This is a genomic window from Curtobacterium sp. PhB137, assembly GCF_003814955.1.
In the GTDB taxonomy this organism is placed as follows: domain Bacteria; phylum Actinomycetota; class Actinomycetes; order Actinomycetales; family Microbacteriaceae; genus Curtobacterium.
Genome location: NZ_RKQO01000004.1, coordinates 64,892 through 79,505, shown reverse-complemented (window position 1 = coordinate 79,505; position 14,614 = coordinate 64,892). Strand labels below are relative to the sequence as shown.

Here is a 14,614-nt window from a genome sequence, read left to right as displayed (position 1 = left end):
CGCGGATCACCCCGCGGCCGGCGGGTCCTCCGGGATCGGGTGCTCGCCCTGCCAAATAGTGTCGACCTGCTCGAACTCGCGCGGTGCGCACTGCGTGTCGAGGACGTCGACGGCTTCGGTCGGCGTCGACCAGATGTACCACGGGCCGGCGCCGGGGCCCGTGCTCGACCACAAGCCGTCGGCGTACCACGACGGCGCCACGTCGCCGATCGGGTGCCCTGCCTGCGCCATGCAGGCCGCGAGCCGGTCGAAGGCGGCGGTGTACTCGGCCAGGGTGATGGTCCCGTCGGCGATCGCAGCCTGCTGCTGGGGCGAGGGCTGCGCGATCCGTGCCGACCGGGCCCACGACGCCCACACGGCGTAGCGGGCACCGCCGCCACCGGAGACCGACACGGCGGCCGCTCCGGATCCGGTCAGCGGGGAGAGGCTCCATCGCGGCATGGAACCCGGCGTGCACGCGACGGCGTCCGCGACGGTCGTCCCGCCGACCTCGACCGTGAAGGTGCCGGGGTCGAGACACTCCCACGTGAGCGTCACCCGGTCGGCGCCCTCCGGCCGAGCGCCGAGGGAGAACGAGGCGTCGCCGTGGGTGACGGTGAACGCGGGGGAGCCGAGCATCGATGCGTGGTTGACCTCGACCGTCCCGTAGCGGGTCGTCGTCGCGAGCAGATCCTCGCGTGCGGCGTCCGCGGTGGCGCCGGGGAGCGCCGCAGCCGTGATCCCTCCGGTGAGTCCGGCGCCGACGGCGAAGGCCGTCACGACCGCGGCGACCGTGCCGCGAGTGGGTCGCCGCCGACGCGCGGGGTGGGCCGTTGCGTCGACGTCGGCGACGAGGGCGTCGCGCATCGCGGCGAGACGAGGGGAGATGTGGTCGTTCACAGTGTGCCTCCGAGGGGTTCCGCTGACGTCGAGTACTGCTGCTGGAGTCGTGCCTTCGCCCGGTGGAGCCGGGACTTCACGGTGCCCGGTGCGACCCCGAGGGCTGCGGCCGCTTCGCGTTCGCCGAGGCCTTCGAGCACGCAGAGCGTGAGGACCCGCTGGTCTGCGATCGGGAGCCCGCGCAATGCTGCGACCGCTTCGGCGTCGGTGAACGACTCTGCGGGGTCGGGAGCGGGGTCGTCGACCGGGAACCTCCCGAGGAAGAGCCGGTGACGGCGGGTGGCGCGGGTCAGGTTGTGCGCGGTGTTCGTCGCCGTGACGAGCAGCCAGGGCAGCATGGAGTCGTCGACGAAGCGGACGCGTTCGCGCTTCCGCCAGGCCTCGAGGAACGCGATGGCCACGACGTCGTCGGCGTCGGCCGGTGTGGGGACGAGGCCGACGGCGTGCCGGCGCAGGCGTGGGGCGTGGCGGTCGAAGACGCGTCCGACCGCCCGGCCGTCGCCGGCGATGCCCAGCGCCCAGTCCGCTCGGTCCCCCGTGATCTGGTTCATGCCCTGTATTGTCCGGGCGCAGCGGATCGGTTCCCGGTTCGCGGGACGAGTTCTCCACAACCGTCGCGCTGGACGGTAGCGCCCCCCGGACTCCCCGTACGATTGACCCCGTGTCCAAGGTCCTGAGCAGTCTCCCCGTCGGCGAACGAGTCGGTATCGCGTTCTCAGGGGGTCTCGACACCTCCTGCGCCGTTGCCTGGATGCGCGAGAAGGGGGCGATCCCCTGCACGTACACGGCCGACATCGGTCAGTACGACGAGCCGGACATCGACGCCGTCCCGAGCCGCGCCCACGAGTACGGTGCCGAGATCGCCCGCCTGGTCGACGCGAAGAGCGCCCTGGTGGAAGAAGGCCTCGTCGCCCTGCAGACCGGCGCGTTCCACATCCGCTCCGGCGGCAAGACGTACTTCAACACGACGCCCCTCGGTCGTGCGGTGACGGGCACGATGCTCGTCCGCGCGATGAAGGAGGACGGCGTCGACATCTGGGGCGACGGCTCCACCTACAAGGGCAACGACATCGAGCGGTTCTACCGCTACGGCCTGATGGCGAACCCGCGTCTGCGCGTCTACAAGCCGTGGCTGGACTCCGAGTTCGTCGAGGAGCTCGGCGGCCGCAAGGAGATGAGCGAGTGGCTCGTCGCCCGCGGCTTCCCGTACCGCGACTCCACCGAGAAGGCGTACTCGACCGACGCCAACATCTGGGGTGCCACGCACGAGGCGAAGAGCCTCGAAGAGCTCTCCAGCGGCCTGGACATCGTCGAGCCGATCATGGGCGTCGCCGCCTGGCGTGACGACGTCGAGGTCGCCACCGAGATCGTGAGCATCCGCTTCGAGGCCGGACGCCCCGTCGCGATCAACGGCGAGGAGTACACGGACGCCGTCGCACTCGTCTACGAGGCGAACGCGATCGGCGGTCGTCACGGCCTCGGCGCGTCCGACCAGATCGAGAACCGCATCATCGAGGCGAAGAGCCGCGGCATCTACGAGGCACCGGGCATGGCGCTGCTGCACATCGCCTACGAGCGGCTGCTCAACGCGATCCACAACGAGGACACGGTCGCGTCGTACCACAACGAGGGCCGCCGACTCGGGCGTCTGATGTACGAGGGCCGCTGGCTCGACCCGCAGTCGCTCATGCTCCGCGAGTCCCTGCAGCGCTGGGTCGCCTCGGCCGTCACCGGCGAGGTCACGCTGCGCCTGCGCCGCGGCGACGACTACACGATCCTCGACACCACGGGTCCGGCGCTGTCGTACCACCCCGACAAGCTCTCGATGGAGCGGGTCGGCGACGCCGCCTTCGGTCCGGACGACCGCATCGGTCAGCTGACGATGCGCAACCTCGACATCGCGGACTCCCGCTCAAGGCTCGAGCAGTACGCAGCGGCCGGTCTCATCGGCGGTGCGACGGCCGAGCTCGTCGGCGAGCTCGAGGCGGGCGAGTCCGAGGAGATCCTCGGTGGCGCCGTCATCGCCTCGGACGCCGAGGACGCGCTCGGTCGCCGGACGGACCTCGCTTCCGAGGGCGCAGCCTTCGACTCCGGCACTGACTGACTGACGAGCGCAGCGCCACGGGACCGGTACCACGCGGCCGGTCACGCGCCGTGGACGCGCAAAGAGCATGACGGGAGGCGCGGTGCCAGCTGGCACCGCGCCTCCCGTCCGTCGTCCTGGCGGCGATTCAGGCCGTGGCAGCCCCGAGCAGCAGCTCCAGCTGCTCGACGACCAGGTCGGGCCGGGTGATGAACGGGTGGTGCCCGGTCGGCACGTCGACGCTCCGCGTCGCCCGCGCCGCGTGCGCGCGCTGCAGCCCGACGGTGGTGCTGCGGTCCTCGATGCAGACGAGGGAGGTCGAGTCGACGTCCTGCCACCCTGCTGCCGTCGTCGGCGTCACGAACGCCCCCGCCGACTGGGCGGTCACCCGCTCCCATGCCGCTCGCTGCGTGTTCCCGTCGGCGTCCTGCAGGAAGCGCGCACCGAAGGACGCAGCGTCGTACCCGGCGACCGCGAGGACTCCGTCACCCGCTGGCCCGATCGACACGGGGTCTGGCTCGTCGGACATGATCCCCGCCTGCGCCGACCCGACGTCGGGCAGGTACGACGACACGTACAGCAGGTGCGCGACGGCGTCGTGCCGACCGGCCTCGGCGATCACGGTGCCACCGTACGAGTGCCCGACGACGATCGCCCCGTCGCTGTCGTCGAGGGCGGCACGCAGGGCGGCTGCGTCCTCGGCGAGCCCACCGTCGGGGTGTCCCGACGGCCCCTCGCCACAGGACGGCAACGAGACCGCTCGGCTGCGGATGCCGGTGCGGCCGCGGGTTCCGGTGCGACTGTGCAGCAGGTCGGCGGTGGGCTGCCACCACCAGGCACCGTCGCGGACCAGGGCGCCGTGGACGAACAGGATCTCCATGCCCCGACGCTACGGCGATCCGGGCGGCGGCGTGCGATCGGCCGAGAAGCGCACCGCGCTCGACGGCGTCGGACGCAACCCCTACCGTGGAGGAACTGGATCGGTCATCAGGGACCCGTCGTCACGATGCTCCTCACAGATGTGGGGTCTGGCACAGCGGGTCGATCCGGACGAATCCGAGATGCGCATCATCTCGACGAAGGGCTGGTCGTCATGACCGCCAGGATGCAGCACGATTGGCACCGCCACGGCCTCCGGTCGCCGGAGGACCTCGAAGCCCTCGTGGCCGAGCGCCTCGAAGGAACCGGTCACGCTTCCACCAGCACGGGTGACGCACGGCGCGAGCCGTCCTACGCCGACTTCCTCGGCGAGCAGATCTGATCCGTCCCGGTCCGCTGCTCTACGGCTTGTAGAGTCTGTGCATGCGGACAGGACGAACGACGGCAGCTTCCCTCGCGATCGTCGTCGGAGGGCTCCTGGCGCTCGTCGGGGTCCAGCCGGCCTCGGCGCACTCGGCGCTCACCGGCAGCTCGCCCGCTGACGGCGCGGTCATCACCGAACCGCTCGACCGGGTCGACCTGACGTTCAGCGAGGCACCGCTCGCCGGTCTCGACGCCGGACTGCGGATCCAGGTCACCGACGCCGACGGCACCGACGTGTCGACGGGCGAGGTGACCGTCTCCGGGATGACGATGGGCAAGGCCGTCGACCTCGAGAACGGCGCGTACACGGTGCTCTGGCGGTACGTGTCGCCGGACGGGCACCCGATCGACGGCTCGTACGGGTTCGAGTACCGGGCCGCCGTCACGACGCCGTCCGCGACAGCGCCGCCGACCACGGTGCCGACGTCGGACCCCGTCACCCCCACTCCGACGTCGACCGCGACGGCCACCGGGGCATCCGACGGTGCGCCCGACTCGGCGCCCGGCATCGCCCCGGGTGTCTGGGTCGCGCTCGGCGCCGGCACGGTCCTCGCCGCCGGGGCCGTCGTCGTGCTCCTCCTGCGCCGCACCCGACGCACTTCGTGAGCAGGAATGGTCGGGTGGCCGAGCGCCACGCGACCATTCCTGCGCACCATGCGCCGTGCCTGCCACCCGGCCACGCGCCGGACGGGAGGCCCGCCACCCGGCCGCCACGGGCCTCCCGTCAGACGCTGGCCACGTTCACCCCCGCTTGGTGAGCAGAAGAGGTCGGGTCCTGGAACGGGACCCGACCTCTTCTGCTCACCATGCGAGCGCGCCGCACCGCACCGCGCACCGCGCTACGCGGCGGCGGGCGCCTCCTCGAGTGCGGCGTCCGCCCGCTCCTCGCTGCCGGCGGCCAGGCCGCGCGCGATCTTCCCGCGCGACGCCAGCCACAGCACCACCGCGGCGACGAACACGATGACCTCGGTGACGGTCAGCGCCCAGATGATCCCGGCGAGTCCGAACCACAGGTTGCCGACGATGACGATCGGGATGAACAGCACGCCCTGCGCCAGCGACAGCACCATCGCGGGCAGCACCATGCCGGTCGCCTGGAACAGCGAGGTGAGCAACCCCGTGAACCCGTTCACGATGGCGGCGACGAGCTGCGCCGTCAGGATCGTCAGGCCGATCGCGAGGACCGAGTGGTCGCCGGAGAAGATCGTGAACACCTGCTCGCGGAAGGTGAAGACCGCGCCGGAGAACACGAGGACGATCGCGCCGACCGTGAAGGCGGCTCCGCGCAGGGCGGCCCGGAGACGTGCGGCGTCGCCCTTGCCGAACGCGTAGGCGAGCAGGGGCAGTACGCCGATCGTGACGCCCATCACCAGGAACTCCGGCACCTGCGCGATGCGGACCGCGACGCCCATGGCGGCGAGCGGGTCGTCGCCGTAGGCGGCGGCGAGGTTGTTGAGCACGAGCGTCGTGACGATCAGGAAGGCGGACTGCAGCAGTTCGCCGACGCCGATGCCGAAGACGGGCTTCAGGATGTCGGCACGGAGCGTGAACCACTTCGGCGCGAAGCTGACGTTCTCGCTGTTCCGCTGCAGCCAGGTCACCCAGTAGGCGATCGACACGACGTTCGCGAGTCCGACCGCCAGCGCTGCGCCGCCGACGCCCCAGTGCAGCACGAGGATGAAGAGCACGTCGAACACCAGGTTCCCGATGGTCGACAGGACCAGGCCGATCATCGCCTGGCGTGCAGCACCCTCGGAGCGGACGATCTGCTCGAGGGCGAACGACGAGGCGAGCACCGGGACGAACGCGAGCATCACGGCGACGTACTCGCTCGTGGCGGGGACAGCTGCTGCGTCGGCACCGAGCACGGCGACCAGGGGGCGCAGGAGCACGAGCCCGACGACGGCGAGGACCGCACCGGTGACGACGGCTCCCCACAGCGCGAACGAGGCGACGTGCTTGATGTCCTGCGCCTTGGCGGGGTCGTGCTCCGAGGCGCCGAGCAGACGGGACATCAGGGCACTGCCGCCGACGCCGAACACGCCGCCGACGGCCATGACGATGCCGAGCAGCGGGGTGCCGAAGGTGATCGCGGCGAGCAGTGACGTGTCGTGCTGCGAGCCGATGAAGCCGGCGTTGATGACGTTGTACAGGGCGCTGACGACCATCGCAGCGGCCATCGGCACACACAGGTGCACGAGGGCCCGGGCGATCGGGGCGGCGGAGAGGTACCAGCGGTTGGTGGCCGCGGCGGTGTTCTCGGGGGTGGTGGTGGTCATGACTGCCTCCTCGTGGGCAGGGCTGAGGGCGCGACGGGATGCCGTCGCGTGCGGGGGTGGGGCCGGGAGGCCCGTGGCGCGTCGAGCGCGCCGGTGACGTCGGTGCCGGGGCGGCGCTACCGCGTCGGCGGTGCGAGCTCCGCGGTCACCTTCTGCAGCAGGTGCCGCAGGGTGGCGCGTTCGTCCGTGTCGAGTGGTGCGAGCAGGGTGTCGTCGAGGGCGACCATCGCGTCGGTGAAGCCGGCGATGAGGTCGATGCCCGCCGGGGTGGCGTGCACCGTCTTCGTCCGACCGTTCGTGGCGTCGGGTCGCCGTTCGACGAGGCCGCGCCGCTCGAGGCCCTGCAGGAGGCTCGAGACGCTGGCCGCGCTGGTCCGGGTGATCTCGGCGATGTCGCGTTGGATCGCCCCGGGGTTCTGCTGCAGGTACCCGAGCACGAAGCTCTGCTCGCGGGTGAGGTCCCGATCACGGACCCACTCGTCAGCCGCCTTGCGTTGTGCCCATCCGATCCACCGCATGAGTTCGAGCGGGGTGGTGAGATCCGGTGCCTGCATGATCAGAACTCTAACTGTTTGATCTCTAACTGTCAACGAGGGTCCGACCCGTGGCTCGGCCCCGGAACGGGGGTATGGCCTCGGGGTGTGGCGCTGGTAGCTTGCACAGGAAGACGGCCTCACCAGCCGTCGTCCTCGGTCCGGTGCCGGACCGTTCGGGTCTCCCGTCGAACCGCCGGGGGATGGATCAGCAGCGGCGGACCTCCGCCCGGGAAAGGGACCCATGACTCGCACTGCGCTCCGAGCGCGACGCCGCCGGCGTCCATGAACTCCGACGCGCGCCGGCGGGTACCGGCGTGCGTCTCCACGAGGCCGCGGCGTTCGGGTCGCCTCGGGCTCTCCGGTGCGGTGGCGGTTCGGACCGCCACCGCACCGGACATCCGCACCACCACGAGTCAGTGAGGACCACCGTGCACGATCACGACACCCACCCGCTCGACCGTCGAGTCGGCCCGCCGCACGTCGAGCGGTTCCGGCTGACGCAGAGCGCCGAGACGCTCGGCGTCGTCTGCACCTGCGCGATCGGCGTCGACCACGACAACACGATCCGGCCGGTGGACGCAGAACCCGTCCGCTGAACGCTGTGCACACCGGCGGGTGCAGCGGGATACTGGGGTGGTGCGTGAACTCCAAGCCGCCATCGCCGCGGACCTCAACGTCCAGCCGACCATCGAGCCGGAGCAGGAGATCGCCCGCCGTGTCGGGTTCCTCCGTGACTACCTGCTCACGACCGGCGCGAAGGGGTTCCTGCTCGCGATCAGCGGCGGCCAGGACTCCACGCTCGCCGGGCGCCTGACCCAGCTCGCGGTCGAGTCCCTCCGCGCCGAGGGCCACCCCGCCGAGTTCACGACCGTCCGCATGCCGTACCGCGTGCAGGCCGACGAGGACGACGCCCAGCTCGCCCTGCAGTTCATCGCAGCCGACCCCGGCATCACCGTCAACATCGAGCACGGCGTCGACGGCGTCATGCTCGACACCGCTGCCTCGGGTGTCGAGCTGAGCGACTTCGTGAAGGGCAACGTCAAGGCCCGGATGCGCATGGTCGCCCAGTACGCCGTCGCCGGCCAGCGCGGGCTGCTCGTCGTCGGGACCGACCACGCGGCCGAGGCGGTCACCGGCTTCTTCACGAAGTACGGCGACGGCGGCGTCGACCTGACGCCGCTCACCGGCCTGTCGAAGAGCCAGGGGCGGCAGCTGCTCGAGCACCTCGGTGCGCCCGCCCGCCTGTACGAGAAGGCCCCCACCGCGGACCTGCTCGACGAGACGCCCGGCCAGACGGACGAAGCGAACCTCGGGTTGTCCTACGCCGAGATCGACGCCTACCTGCAGGGGCACGACGTGCCGCTCGAGGTCGCCGAGGCGATCGAGTCGCGGTACCGCGCGACCGAGCACAAGCGCCAGGTGCCGGCGACGCCGTTCGACGACTGGTGGCGTGCGGGCGCGTAGGCGCTGACGCGACCATCGACAGGAGGCGCGCTGCAGGTGATCCTGCACCGCGCCTCCTGTCCGTCCGCGCGGTCTCCTAGGATGGGAGCCGACGGAACAACAGATGCGGAATCCAGGCTGGCGCCTGGTCCGGAGGGGGAGTCATGGAAGTCCTGTTCGCGCTCGGAGCCATCCCGCTGATCATCGTGGGGATCATCGTCCTCGCCGTGATCGCGCTGATCTACGCGAAGGTCGTGTACCGCAACGCCGGCGCCGACGAAGCGCTCATCATCACCGGCAAGCGCTCGCGCAAGGTCAAGAACGACGACGGAACCGAGACCGTCGAGTCCGGCATCAAGGTCGTGCTCGGCGCCGGCGTCCTCGTCCGACCGTTCTTCGAGAAGGTCGCGAAGCTCTCGCTCAGTTCCCGGGCGATCGACATCAACGTCAACGCGCAGGACTCCCGCGGCGTGACGATCGACGTCGAAGCGGTCGCGCTCGTCAAGGTCGGCGAGACCGACGCCTCGATCCGGGCGGCCGCGCAGCGGTTCCTCGGGCAGGAGAAGAAGATCGACGACTTCGCGCGCGAGGTCCTGTCGGGATCGCTCCGTGCGTCGATCGGTGCGACCGACGTGTCCACGATCATCCGCAACCGCGACCAGCTCACCGTCGCGGTGCTCGACGTGGCGAAGGAGGCCCTGCACAGCCAGGGCCTCGACGTCGACTCCTTCGAGATCAAGGGCATCTCGGACCGCAACGAGTACATCAGCGACCTCGGTCGTGCCGAGCGCGCCCGAGTCCGGCTCGAGGCGGAGAACGCCGAGGCGCAGGCCGACCGCGAAGCGCGAGAAGCCCGTGCCACCGCCGACCAGGCCATCGCCGAAGCCGAGAACACCCTGGCGATCCGCCGCGCCGCACTGCAGCTCGACGCCGACCGGGCATCGGCCGAGGCCGCAGCCGCCGGTCCGCTCGCCCAGGCCCGTGCGGCGCAGGGCGTCGTCGAGCAGGAGCAGATCACCGCGCAGAAGCGTGCCGAGCTGCGCCGTGCCGAGCTCGAGTCCGAGGTCTCCGCCGTCGCCGAGGCGCAGGCGCGCAAGACCCGCGTCGAGGCCGAAGCGGCCGCCGGTGCCCAGGTCGAGACGGCCCGCGCCCAGGCCGAGGCCCGTCGGATCTCCGCCGAAGCGATCGCCGCCGAGGCGAAGGCCGAGTCCGAGGCGCGCAAGCTCGCCGCCGACGCCTCCCGTGCCGAAGGTGAGGCAGCGGCCGACGCGATCCGCGCCAAGGGTCAGGCCGAGGCAGACGCCACGAAGGCCCAGGCCGACGCACTCGCACAGCACTCCGAGGCCGTCCTGCGCGTCAAGGCCATCGAGACCCTGCCGAGCATCGCCCGCGAGCTCGCGGCGCCGATGGGCAACATCGACAAGCTGACCGTGGTGTCCTCCGACGGCGCCGGCGCCCTGTCGAAGAGCATCGTGAGCCAGTTCAGCGAGGTCGACGCCCTGCTCGGGACGACCGCCGGGTTCACCCTGAGTGACATCGTCAAGAGTTCGACGACGGGGCAGGCTGCCGCTCGGGCCGTCGTGCGTGAGCAGTCCACCGCTGTCGCGGAGCCGACCGAGTAGTCCTCAGCGGTACCCTGGGCGGGCGTGGCGAGGATCAGTCCTCGTCGCGCCCGTTCTCGTCCCGGCGCTCGCGCTGCTGGCCACCGGCGTCCTCGCGCTGGTCGGCGAGCCGCTGCTGCCACACGACGCTGCGGGCCGCACCCTCGAGGATGTCGTCGACGCTCCGTCCGGTCTGCGCCGCGAGCGCACCGCTGAGTCCGGCGGTGAGGGTCCCGCCGGCGGATGCCAGACGTTCGATCACCTGCTCCTGGCGTGGGGTCAGGGGCTCGTCGATCATCTCGTCGATGGTGTCGCGGATGTTCTGCTCGCTCGCGTCCAGTGCCGCCTCGTCACCGGAGTGCAGCGCTGCTGCCTCTCCGACGACGACGAGACCGAGGCGCGCTGCGTCGTCTTCGGGACGCGGAGTGCGGTGCTCATCAGTCATGCGGGGGACCGTACGCTCCGCGGTGCCGCGCTTGCTGGACAGACGGGGTACCCGACGCCTGTCGCCCGTCGTCAGTGCGGTGTCGTGTCCCACCGGCGGAGCAACCACTCCGCCGCGGCCAGGCCCTCGCGCCGTTGGAAGTCACGGATGGTCGGCATGTTCGGCGGTGCGGGCGGCAGCGCGTGCTCGAAGAACAGTCCGGCGAGACCAGCGAGGACGGCGTCGACCGTCGCGGCGGGCAGGCCGGCGAACACCGGGTGGGCGGCGAGGTGGTGCTCGACGTCGCTGTCCTCGCCGCGGACGAGTGTGTCGATCAGGTAGGTCAGCGGGTCGAGCCAGTGCGCGCCGATGCTCGCCCACGGCCAGTCCACGACCCAGACGACCCCGGAACCGTCGACGAGCAGGTTGTCGGCACGGCAGTCGGCGTGCACGAGGTGGTCGCCGTCGACGAGTGCCGCTGCCCGGTCGGCGGCTCGGGCGATCGCGGGTCCGGCGGTGAGGACGTGTGCCGGCACGACCTCGGCCACCCGGTCGGCCAGGGTCGGGTCGCCGAGCATCCGGTCCCAGGCGCCGAACTCGCGGCGCAGGTCGTCGGCGATCCGGGGGAGCGTGCCGAGGTCGCCGGTCGCCGGCGGCAGGGTGTCCAGCGCATCGAGCACCGCCGCGGTGTCGCTGCCGTCGAGTGCTGCCCCGGGGTGCTTGCCCTCGATGTCGTCGAGGACCAGGACGACCCACTCGTCGCCGTCCACGGTGGCGTCGAAGGCGTCCAGCAGGGGTGGTGCCTGCACCGTCGACGGCAGCTGCGCCACCACGCGGGCTTCCCGGCGGTGCAGGGCGAAGGCATCGGCGTTCCGCGATCGCGAAACCGTCTTGACGAACGCCCGTCGCCCCGTCGCCGTGACCACACGGTCGGCACTCCCCGGCGACCACCCGGCGGTCTGGGACTCAGTGGTCGTCACCGCTCCGCCGAGGGTCTGCTCCACCCGGTCGCGCAGGATCGCCGGCACGTCCGTCCACGCAGTTCGCCCCATGGCCGATGACGCTACCTGAGAAGCCGTTCACCAACGTGCACGGATGGCAAGTTTGCGTTGGCAGCAAACGTGCTGATGATGTAAAGTTGCAGCGTCTGCAAGGTTGACCCGCCGTTCGACGGCCCGCCACACACGCTCCGGCGTCCCTTGCCCGCACGACGACCACCACGCACCCCTGAAGGACCCCCATGTCTACTGCCACCGCACCCGTCGAGGTGTCGCGGGGACGACACGACTCCCCGGCCAGCACGCCGGGCAAGCCGATCATGTCGCACCGTCAGATCCTGCTCGTCATCTACGGCCTCATGGCCGGCATGTTCCTGTCGTCGCTCGACCAGACGATCGTCGGCACCGCGATCCGCACCATCGGCGACGACCTGCACGGTCTCGACCAGCAGGCGTGGGTCACGACCGCGTACCTGATCGCGTCGACCATCACGACGCCGATCTACGGCAAACTCTCCGACGTCTTCGGTCGCCGCCCGCTCTACATCTTCGGCATCGCGGTCTTCATCCTCGGCTCGCTGCTCTCGACGATGTCGACCTCGATGATCATGCTCGCCGCGTTCCGTGCCTTCCAGGGCATCGGTGCCGGTGCGCTGATGTCGCTGCCGCTCGCGATCATGGGTGACATCCTCGCCCCGCGTGAGCGTGCCAAGTACCAGGGCTACTTCCTCGCGGTCTTCGGCATCTCGTCCGTCATCGGCCCGCTCATCGGCGGCCTGTTCGCCGGCGCGAGCACGATCCTCGGTGTCACCGGCTGGCGCTGGGTCTTCCTGATCAACGTGCCGATCGGCGTCGCGGCGCTCCTGATGGTCATCGCCTTCCTGCACCTGCCGAAGTTCGGTGACGCCAAGGCGAAGCCGCGCATCGACTGGTGGGGTGCCACCTCGGTGATCGCGACGCTCGTCCCGCTCCTGCTCGTGGCCGAACAGGGCCGCACCTGGGGTTGGGGTTCGGCCGGTGCCATCGCCTGCTACGTGATCGGTGCGCTCGGGCTCGTCGCCTTCCTGGTGATCGAGACCCTGATGAAGGACGACGCGATCATCCCGCTCAAGCTCTTCCGCTCGGGCACCTTCTCGATGGCCACGATCCTCGGGTTCCTGGTCGGCTTCGCGATGTTCGGCGCCATGCTGACCATCCCGCTGTACCTGCAGATCGTCACGGGGCTCACCCCGACGGAGTCCGGCTTCGCGACCCTGCCGATGATCGGTGGTCTGATGATCGCCTCGATCGCCTCGGGGCAGATCGTCGCCCGCACCGGTCGCTACCGGATCTTCCCGGTGATCGGCACGGCCCTGGTCTCGGTCGGCTACGTCGTCCTGACGTTCATGACGATCGACAAGCCGCTCTGGTTCCTGATGATCGGCATGTTCCTGATCGGCCTCGGCCTCGGGCAGCTCATGCAGAGCATCACCCTCGCCTCGCAGAACTCCGTGCAGCCGCGGGACATGGGGGTGGCGACGTCGTCCGCCACGTTCTTCCGCCAGATCGGTGGAACGCTCGGGACGGCGGTGCTGCTCAGCATCCTGTTCTCGATCATGCCGGCGAACATCCTGCACGCCACCGCGGACCAGAAGAACCTGTCCGGTGCGCTCGATGCCGCCCTGAACCCGACCGTCGCCACGGCGAAGGCGAACGCGGGCGTCATGGAGCAGATCTGGAACCCGATCGTCACCCCGGTGAAGTCGCAGGTGCAGTCCGGCCTCGACCAGGCCACCGCGCAGGTCACCGCTGCGACGACCGGCGCTCCGGAGGCCGTGCAGCAGCAGGCCCTCACCGCCGCAGCCGACAAGGCGCACGCCAGCGTGCAGGACGGCAAGCTCGTGGTCGACTGGTCCGACGCCTCGCAGCGCTCGTACTGGGTCGGTGAGCTCGCCCCCGAACTGTCGAAGCAGATCGACAAGGGAGCCGGCGACGGCAGCAGCTCGAGCAGCGAGACGAGCGACACGTCCTACCTCAACGGTGCGACCCCGGCGCTGACCAAGCCGTTCATGACCGGCTTCAACGCGTCGGCCGTGACCGTCTACTGGGTCGGCTTCGCCGTGATCCTGCTGGCGTTCATCCTCAGCTGGTTCTTCAAGGCGCCGCCGCTCCGCAAGAGCTCGGCCCTGCAGGAGCAGGCCGACCAGGCCGGCACCGCCGACGACCTCGAGGTGCAGGCCGTCAAGGCGGCCGACACGATGGGGTCGCCCACGGCACCCGTCACCGGATCGATCCCCGTGCAGCGGGACCGCGCGTAGGACCGGCCACCGGGGCCTCTCGTCACCAGACGGGAGGCCCCGACCCGCACCAGGAGCAGCAGTGAGCACGATCGAATCGCACCCGGCAGGCGACAGTGGCCTGCGGGAACGCAAGAAGCAGCAGACCCGGCACGCGATCCACCAGGCGGCGCTGGCGCTGGTCTCCGACCGGGGCCTGGCCGGCGTCACGGTCGAGGAGATCTGCGCCGACGCCGGCGTTTCGCCCCGCACCTTCTTCAACTACTTCCCGTCGAAGGGCGACGCGGCACTCGGGCTCCCCGAGAGCTCGGTGCCCGAGGTGGCACGACATGCGTTCCTGACCGCGGAGGGCCCGCTCGTGTCGGACCTCTGCGACCTCGTCGCCCGCACGGTGACACTGCCGGCGGACCGCCGTCGCATGAAGGAACTCGTGCAGGCGCGACCCGAGATGGTGCCCGCGATGCTGCAGTGGATGGCGCGTGCCCGGCTCGCCGTGTTCACGGTCGCCGCCGAGCGCACCGACGTGGACTCCGCACGGACCGCGGTGACGCTCGTCATGGCGGCGCTCATCGAGTCGGCACACCGCTTCGCCGACGGCTCGCGCGACGAGCTGGCGGACCGCCTCCGCGGCGTGGTGGCCGAGATGGGCCGACTCGCCTCCGCTTGAAGCGCGACCACGGACGGGAGGCGCGGCGCGGGTCGGACCCGCACCGCGCCTCCCGTCCGTGGTCCGGTCGCCCCCGCTGAAGCGACAGATGCGCGCGCTCCGCTGTCGACGGTTTCGCGAAAGCGA

15 protein-coding genes are annotated in these 14,614 nt (G+C 70.8%); 8 read left to right on the top strand and 7 right to left on the bottom strand.

From position 1 onward, the window contains the following. Positions 1 to 6 precede the first annotated feature (6 nt). On the bottom strand, positions 7 to 879 hold the full coding sequence (locus tag EDF28_RS00635) for a hypothetical protein (RefSeq protein WP_123936838.1): 873 nt from the start codon (positions 877 to 879) through the stop codon (positions 7 to 9). Beyond that, a complete protein-coding gene (locus EDF28_RS00630) occupies positions 876 to 1,430 on the bottom strand; it encodes an RNA polymerase sigma factor (protein ID WP_123293323.1) in 555 nt (184 codons plus the stop codon). The genes EDF28_RS00635 and EDF28_RS00630 overlap by 4 nt, the downstream gene beginning before the upstream one ends. A gap of 110 nt (positions 1,431 to 1,540) precedes the next feature. On the opposite strand from EDF28_RS00630, the gene argG reads away from it, so the two are divergent. Next, complete coding sequence (gene argG, locus EDF28_RS00625) at positions 1,541 to 2,983, top strand: argininosuccinate synthase (RefSeq protein WP_123936837.1); 1,443 nt, start codon at positions 1,541 to 1,543, stop codon at positions 2,981 to 2,983. A 127-nt stretch (positions 2,984 to 3,110) separates the two neighbouring features. Here argG and EDF28_RS00620 read toward each other — a convergent pair whose 3' ends face one another. After that, positions 3,111 to 3,842: an alpha/beta hydrolase gene (locus EDF28_RS00620; RefSeq protein ID WP_123936836.1), complete on the bottom strand. Its 732-nt coding sequence runs from the start codon at positions 3,840 to 3,842 to the stop codon at positions 3,111 to 3,113. Between the two features lie 213 nt (positions 3,843 to 4,055). Between EDF28_RS00620 and EDF28_RS19090 the strand changes: the two genes are divergently transcribed. Together EDF28_RS19090 and EDF28_RS00615 are read left to right on the top strand one after the other, a co-directional pair. Next, positions 4,056 to 4,223 carry a hypothetical protein gene (locus EDF28_RS19090; protein WP_159570266.1) on the top strand — a complete coding sequence of 56 codons (168 nt, stop codon included), beginning with the start codon at positions 4,056 to 4,058 and terminating at the stop codon, positions 4,221 to 4,223. A gap of 41 nt (positions 4,224 to 4,264) precedes the next feature. Beyond that, positions 4,265 to 4,870, top strand: coding sequence for a copper resistance protein CopC (locus tag EDF28_RS00615; protein ID WP_123936835.1), 606 nt, complete (start codon positions 4,265 to 4,267; stop codon positions 4,868 to 4,870). 233 nt (positions 4,871 to 5,103) lie between these two features. Here the strand turns inward: EDF28_RS00615 and EDF28_RS00610 are convergent, their stop codons facing one another. After that, entirely contained in the window at positions 5,104 to 6,543 is a 1,440-nt protein-coding gene (locus tag EDF28_RS00610) for an MATE family efflux transporter (protein WP_123936834.1), read from the bottom strand. 116 nt (positions 6,544 to 6,659) lie between these two features. Next, entirely contained in the window at positions 6,660 to 7,097 is a 438-nt protein-coding gene (locus tag EDF28_RS00605; RefSeq protein WP_123340836.1) for a MarR family winged helix-turn-helix transcriptional regulator, read from the bottom strand. Between the two features lie 410 nt (positions 7,098 to 7,507). On the opposite strand from EDF28_RS00605, the gene EDF28_RS19085 reads away from it, so the two are divergent. The 3 genes from EDF28_RS19085 (at position 7,508) to EDF28_RS00595 (ending at position 10,144) form a co-directional block, all read left to right on the top strand. Next, positions 7,508 to 7,675, top strand: coding sequence for a hypothetical protein (locus EDF28_RS19085; protein WP_165901387.1), 168 nt, complete (start codon positions 7,508 to 7,510; stop codon positions 7,673 to 7,675). Positions 7,676 to 7,715: 40 nt separating this feature from the next. Next, positions 7,716 to 8,543, top strand: a complete 828-nt coding sequence (nadE, locus tag EDF28_RS00600; protein WP_123293421.1) for an ammonia-dependent NAD(+) synthetase — start codon at positions 7,716 to 7,718, stop codon at positions 8,541 to 8,543. A 143-nt stretch (positions 8,544 to 8,686) separates the two neighbouring features. After that, positions 8,687 to 10,144, top strand: coding sequence for an SPFH domain-containing protein (locus EDF28_RS00595; protein WP_123936833.1), 1,458 nt, complete (start codon positions 8,687 to 8,689; stop codon positions 10,142 to 10,144). 34 nt (positions 10,145 to 10,178) lie between these two features. Here the strand turns inward: EDF28_RS00595 and EDF28_RS00590 are convergent, their stop codons facing one another. Together EDF28_RS00590 and EDF28_RS00585 are read right to left on the bottom strand one after the other, a co-directional pair. After that, a complete protein-coding gene (locus tag EDF28_RS00590; protein WP_123293330.1) occupies positions 10,179 to 10,568 on the bottom strand; it encodes a hypothetical protein in 390 nt (129 codons plus the stop codon). Positions 10,569 to 10,639: 71 nt separating this feature from the next. After that, entirely contained in the window at positions 10,640 to 11,599 is a 960-nt protein-coding gene (locus EDF28_RS00585) for a phosphotransferase (RefSeq protein ID WP_123936832.1), read from the bottom strand. A gap of 188 nt (positions 11,600 to 11,787) precedes the next feature. Between EDF28_RS00585 and EDF28_RS00580 the strand changes: the two genes are divergently transcribed. Both EDF28_RS00580 and EDF28_RS00575 read left to right on the top strand, forming a co-directional pair. Beyond that, positions 11,788 to 13,842 carry an MDR family MFS transporter gene (locus EDF28_RS00580; protein ID WP_123293332.1) on the top strand — a complete coding sequence of 685 codons (2,055 nt, stop codon included), beginning with the start codon at positions 11,788 to 11,790 and terminating at the stop codon, positions 13,840 to 13,842. Positions 13,843 to 13,903: 61 nt separating this feature from the next. Further along, the gene (locus EDF28_RS00575; protein ID WP_123936831.1) at positions 13,904 to 14,488 is read left to right on the top strand and encodes a TetR/AcrR family transcriptional regulator; all 585 of its coding nucleotides are present in this window, start codon (positions 13,904 to 13,906) and stop codon (positions 14,486 to 14,488) included. Positions 14,489 to 14,614: the final 126 nt, after the last annotated feature.

What these genes read in the sequence shown, in the direction of transcription:
- EDF28_RS00630 (WP_123293323.1), bottom strand. Translation starts at nt 1,430, where the DNA reads ATGAACCAGATCACGGGGGACCGAGCGGACTGGGCGCTGGGCATCGCC.
- EDF28_RS00620 (WP_123936836.1), bottom strand. Translation starts at nt 3,842, where the DNA reads ATGGAGATCCTGTTCGTCCACGGCGCCCTGGTCCGCGACGGTGCCTGG.
- EDF28_RS19090 (WP_159570266.1), top strand. Translation starts at nt 4,056, where the DNA reads ATGACCGCCAGGATGCAGCACGATTGGCACCGCCACGGCCTCCGGTCG.
- EDF28_RS00615 (WP_123936835.1), top strand. Translation starts at nt 4,265, where the DNA reads ATGCGGACAGGACGAACGACGGCAGCTTCCCTCGCGATCGTCGTCGGA.
- EDF28_RS00610 (WP_123936834.1), bottom strand. Translation starts at nt 6,543, where the DNA reads ATGACCACCACCACCCCCGAGAACACCGCCGCGGCCACCAACCGCTGG.
- EDF28_RS00605 (WP_123340836.1), bottom strand. Translation starts at nt 7,097, where the DNA reads ATGCAGGCACCGGATCTCACCACCCCGCTCGAACTCATGCGGTGGATC.
- EDF28_RS00595 (WP_123936833.1), top strand. Translation starts at nt 8,687, where the DNA reads ATGGAAGTCCTGTTCGCGCTCGGAGCCATCCCGCTGATCATCGTGGGG.
- EDF28_RS00590 (WP_123293330.1), bottom strand. Translation starts at nt 10,568, where the DNA reads ATGACTGATGAGCACCGCACTCCGCGTCCCGAAGACGACGCAGCGCGC.
- EDF28_RS00585 (WP_123936832.1), bottom strand. Translation starts at nt 11,599, where the DNA reads ATGGGGCGAACTGCGTGGACGGACGTGCCGGCGATCCTGCGCGACCGG.
- EDF28_RS00580 (WP_123293332.1), top strand. Translation starts at nt 11,788, where the DNA reads ATGTCTACTGCCACCGCACCCGTCGAGGTGTCGCGGGGACGACACGAC.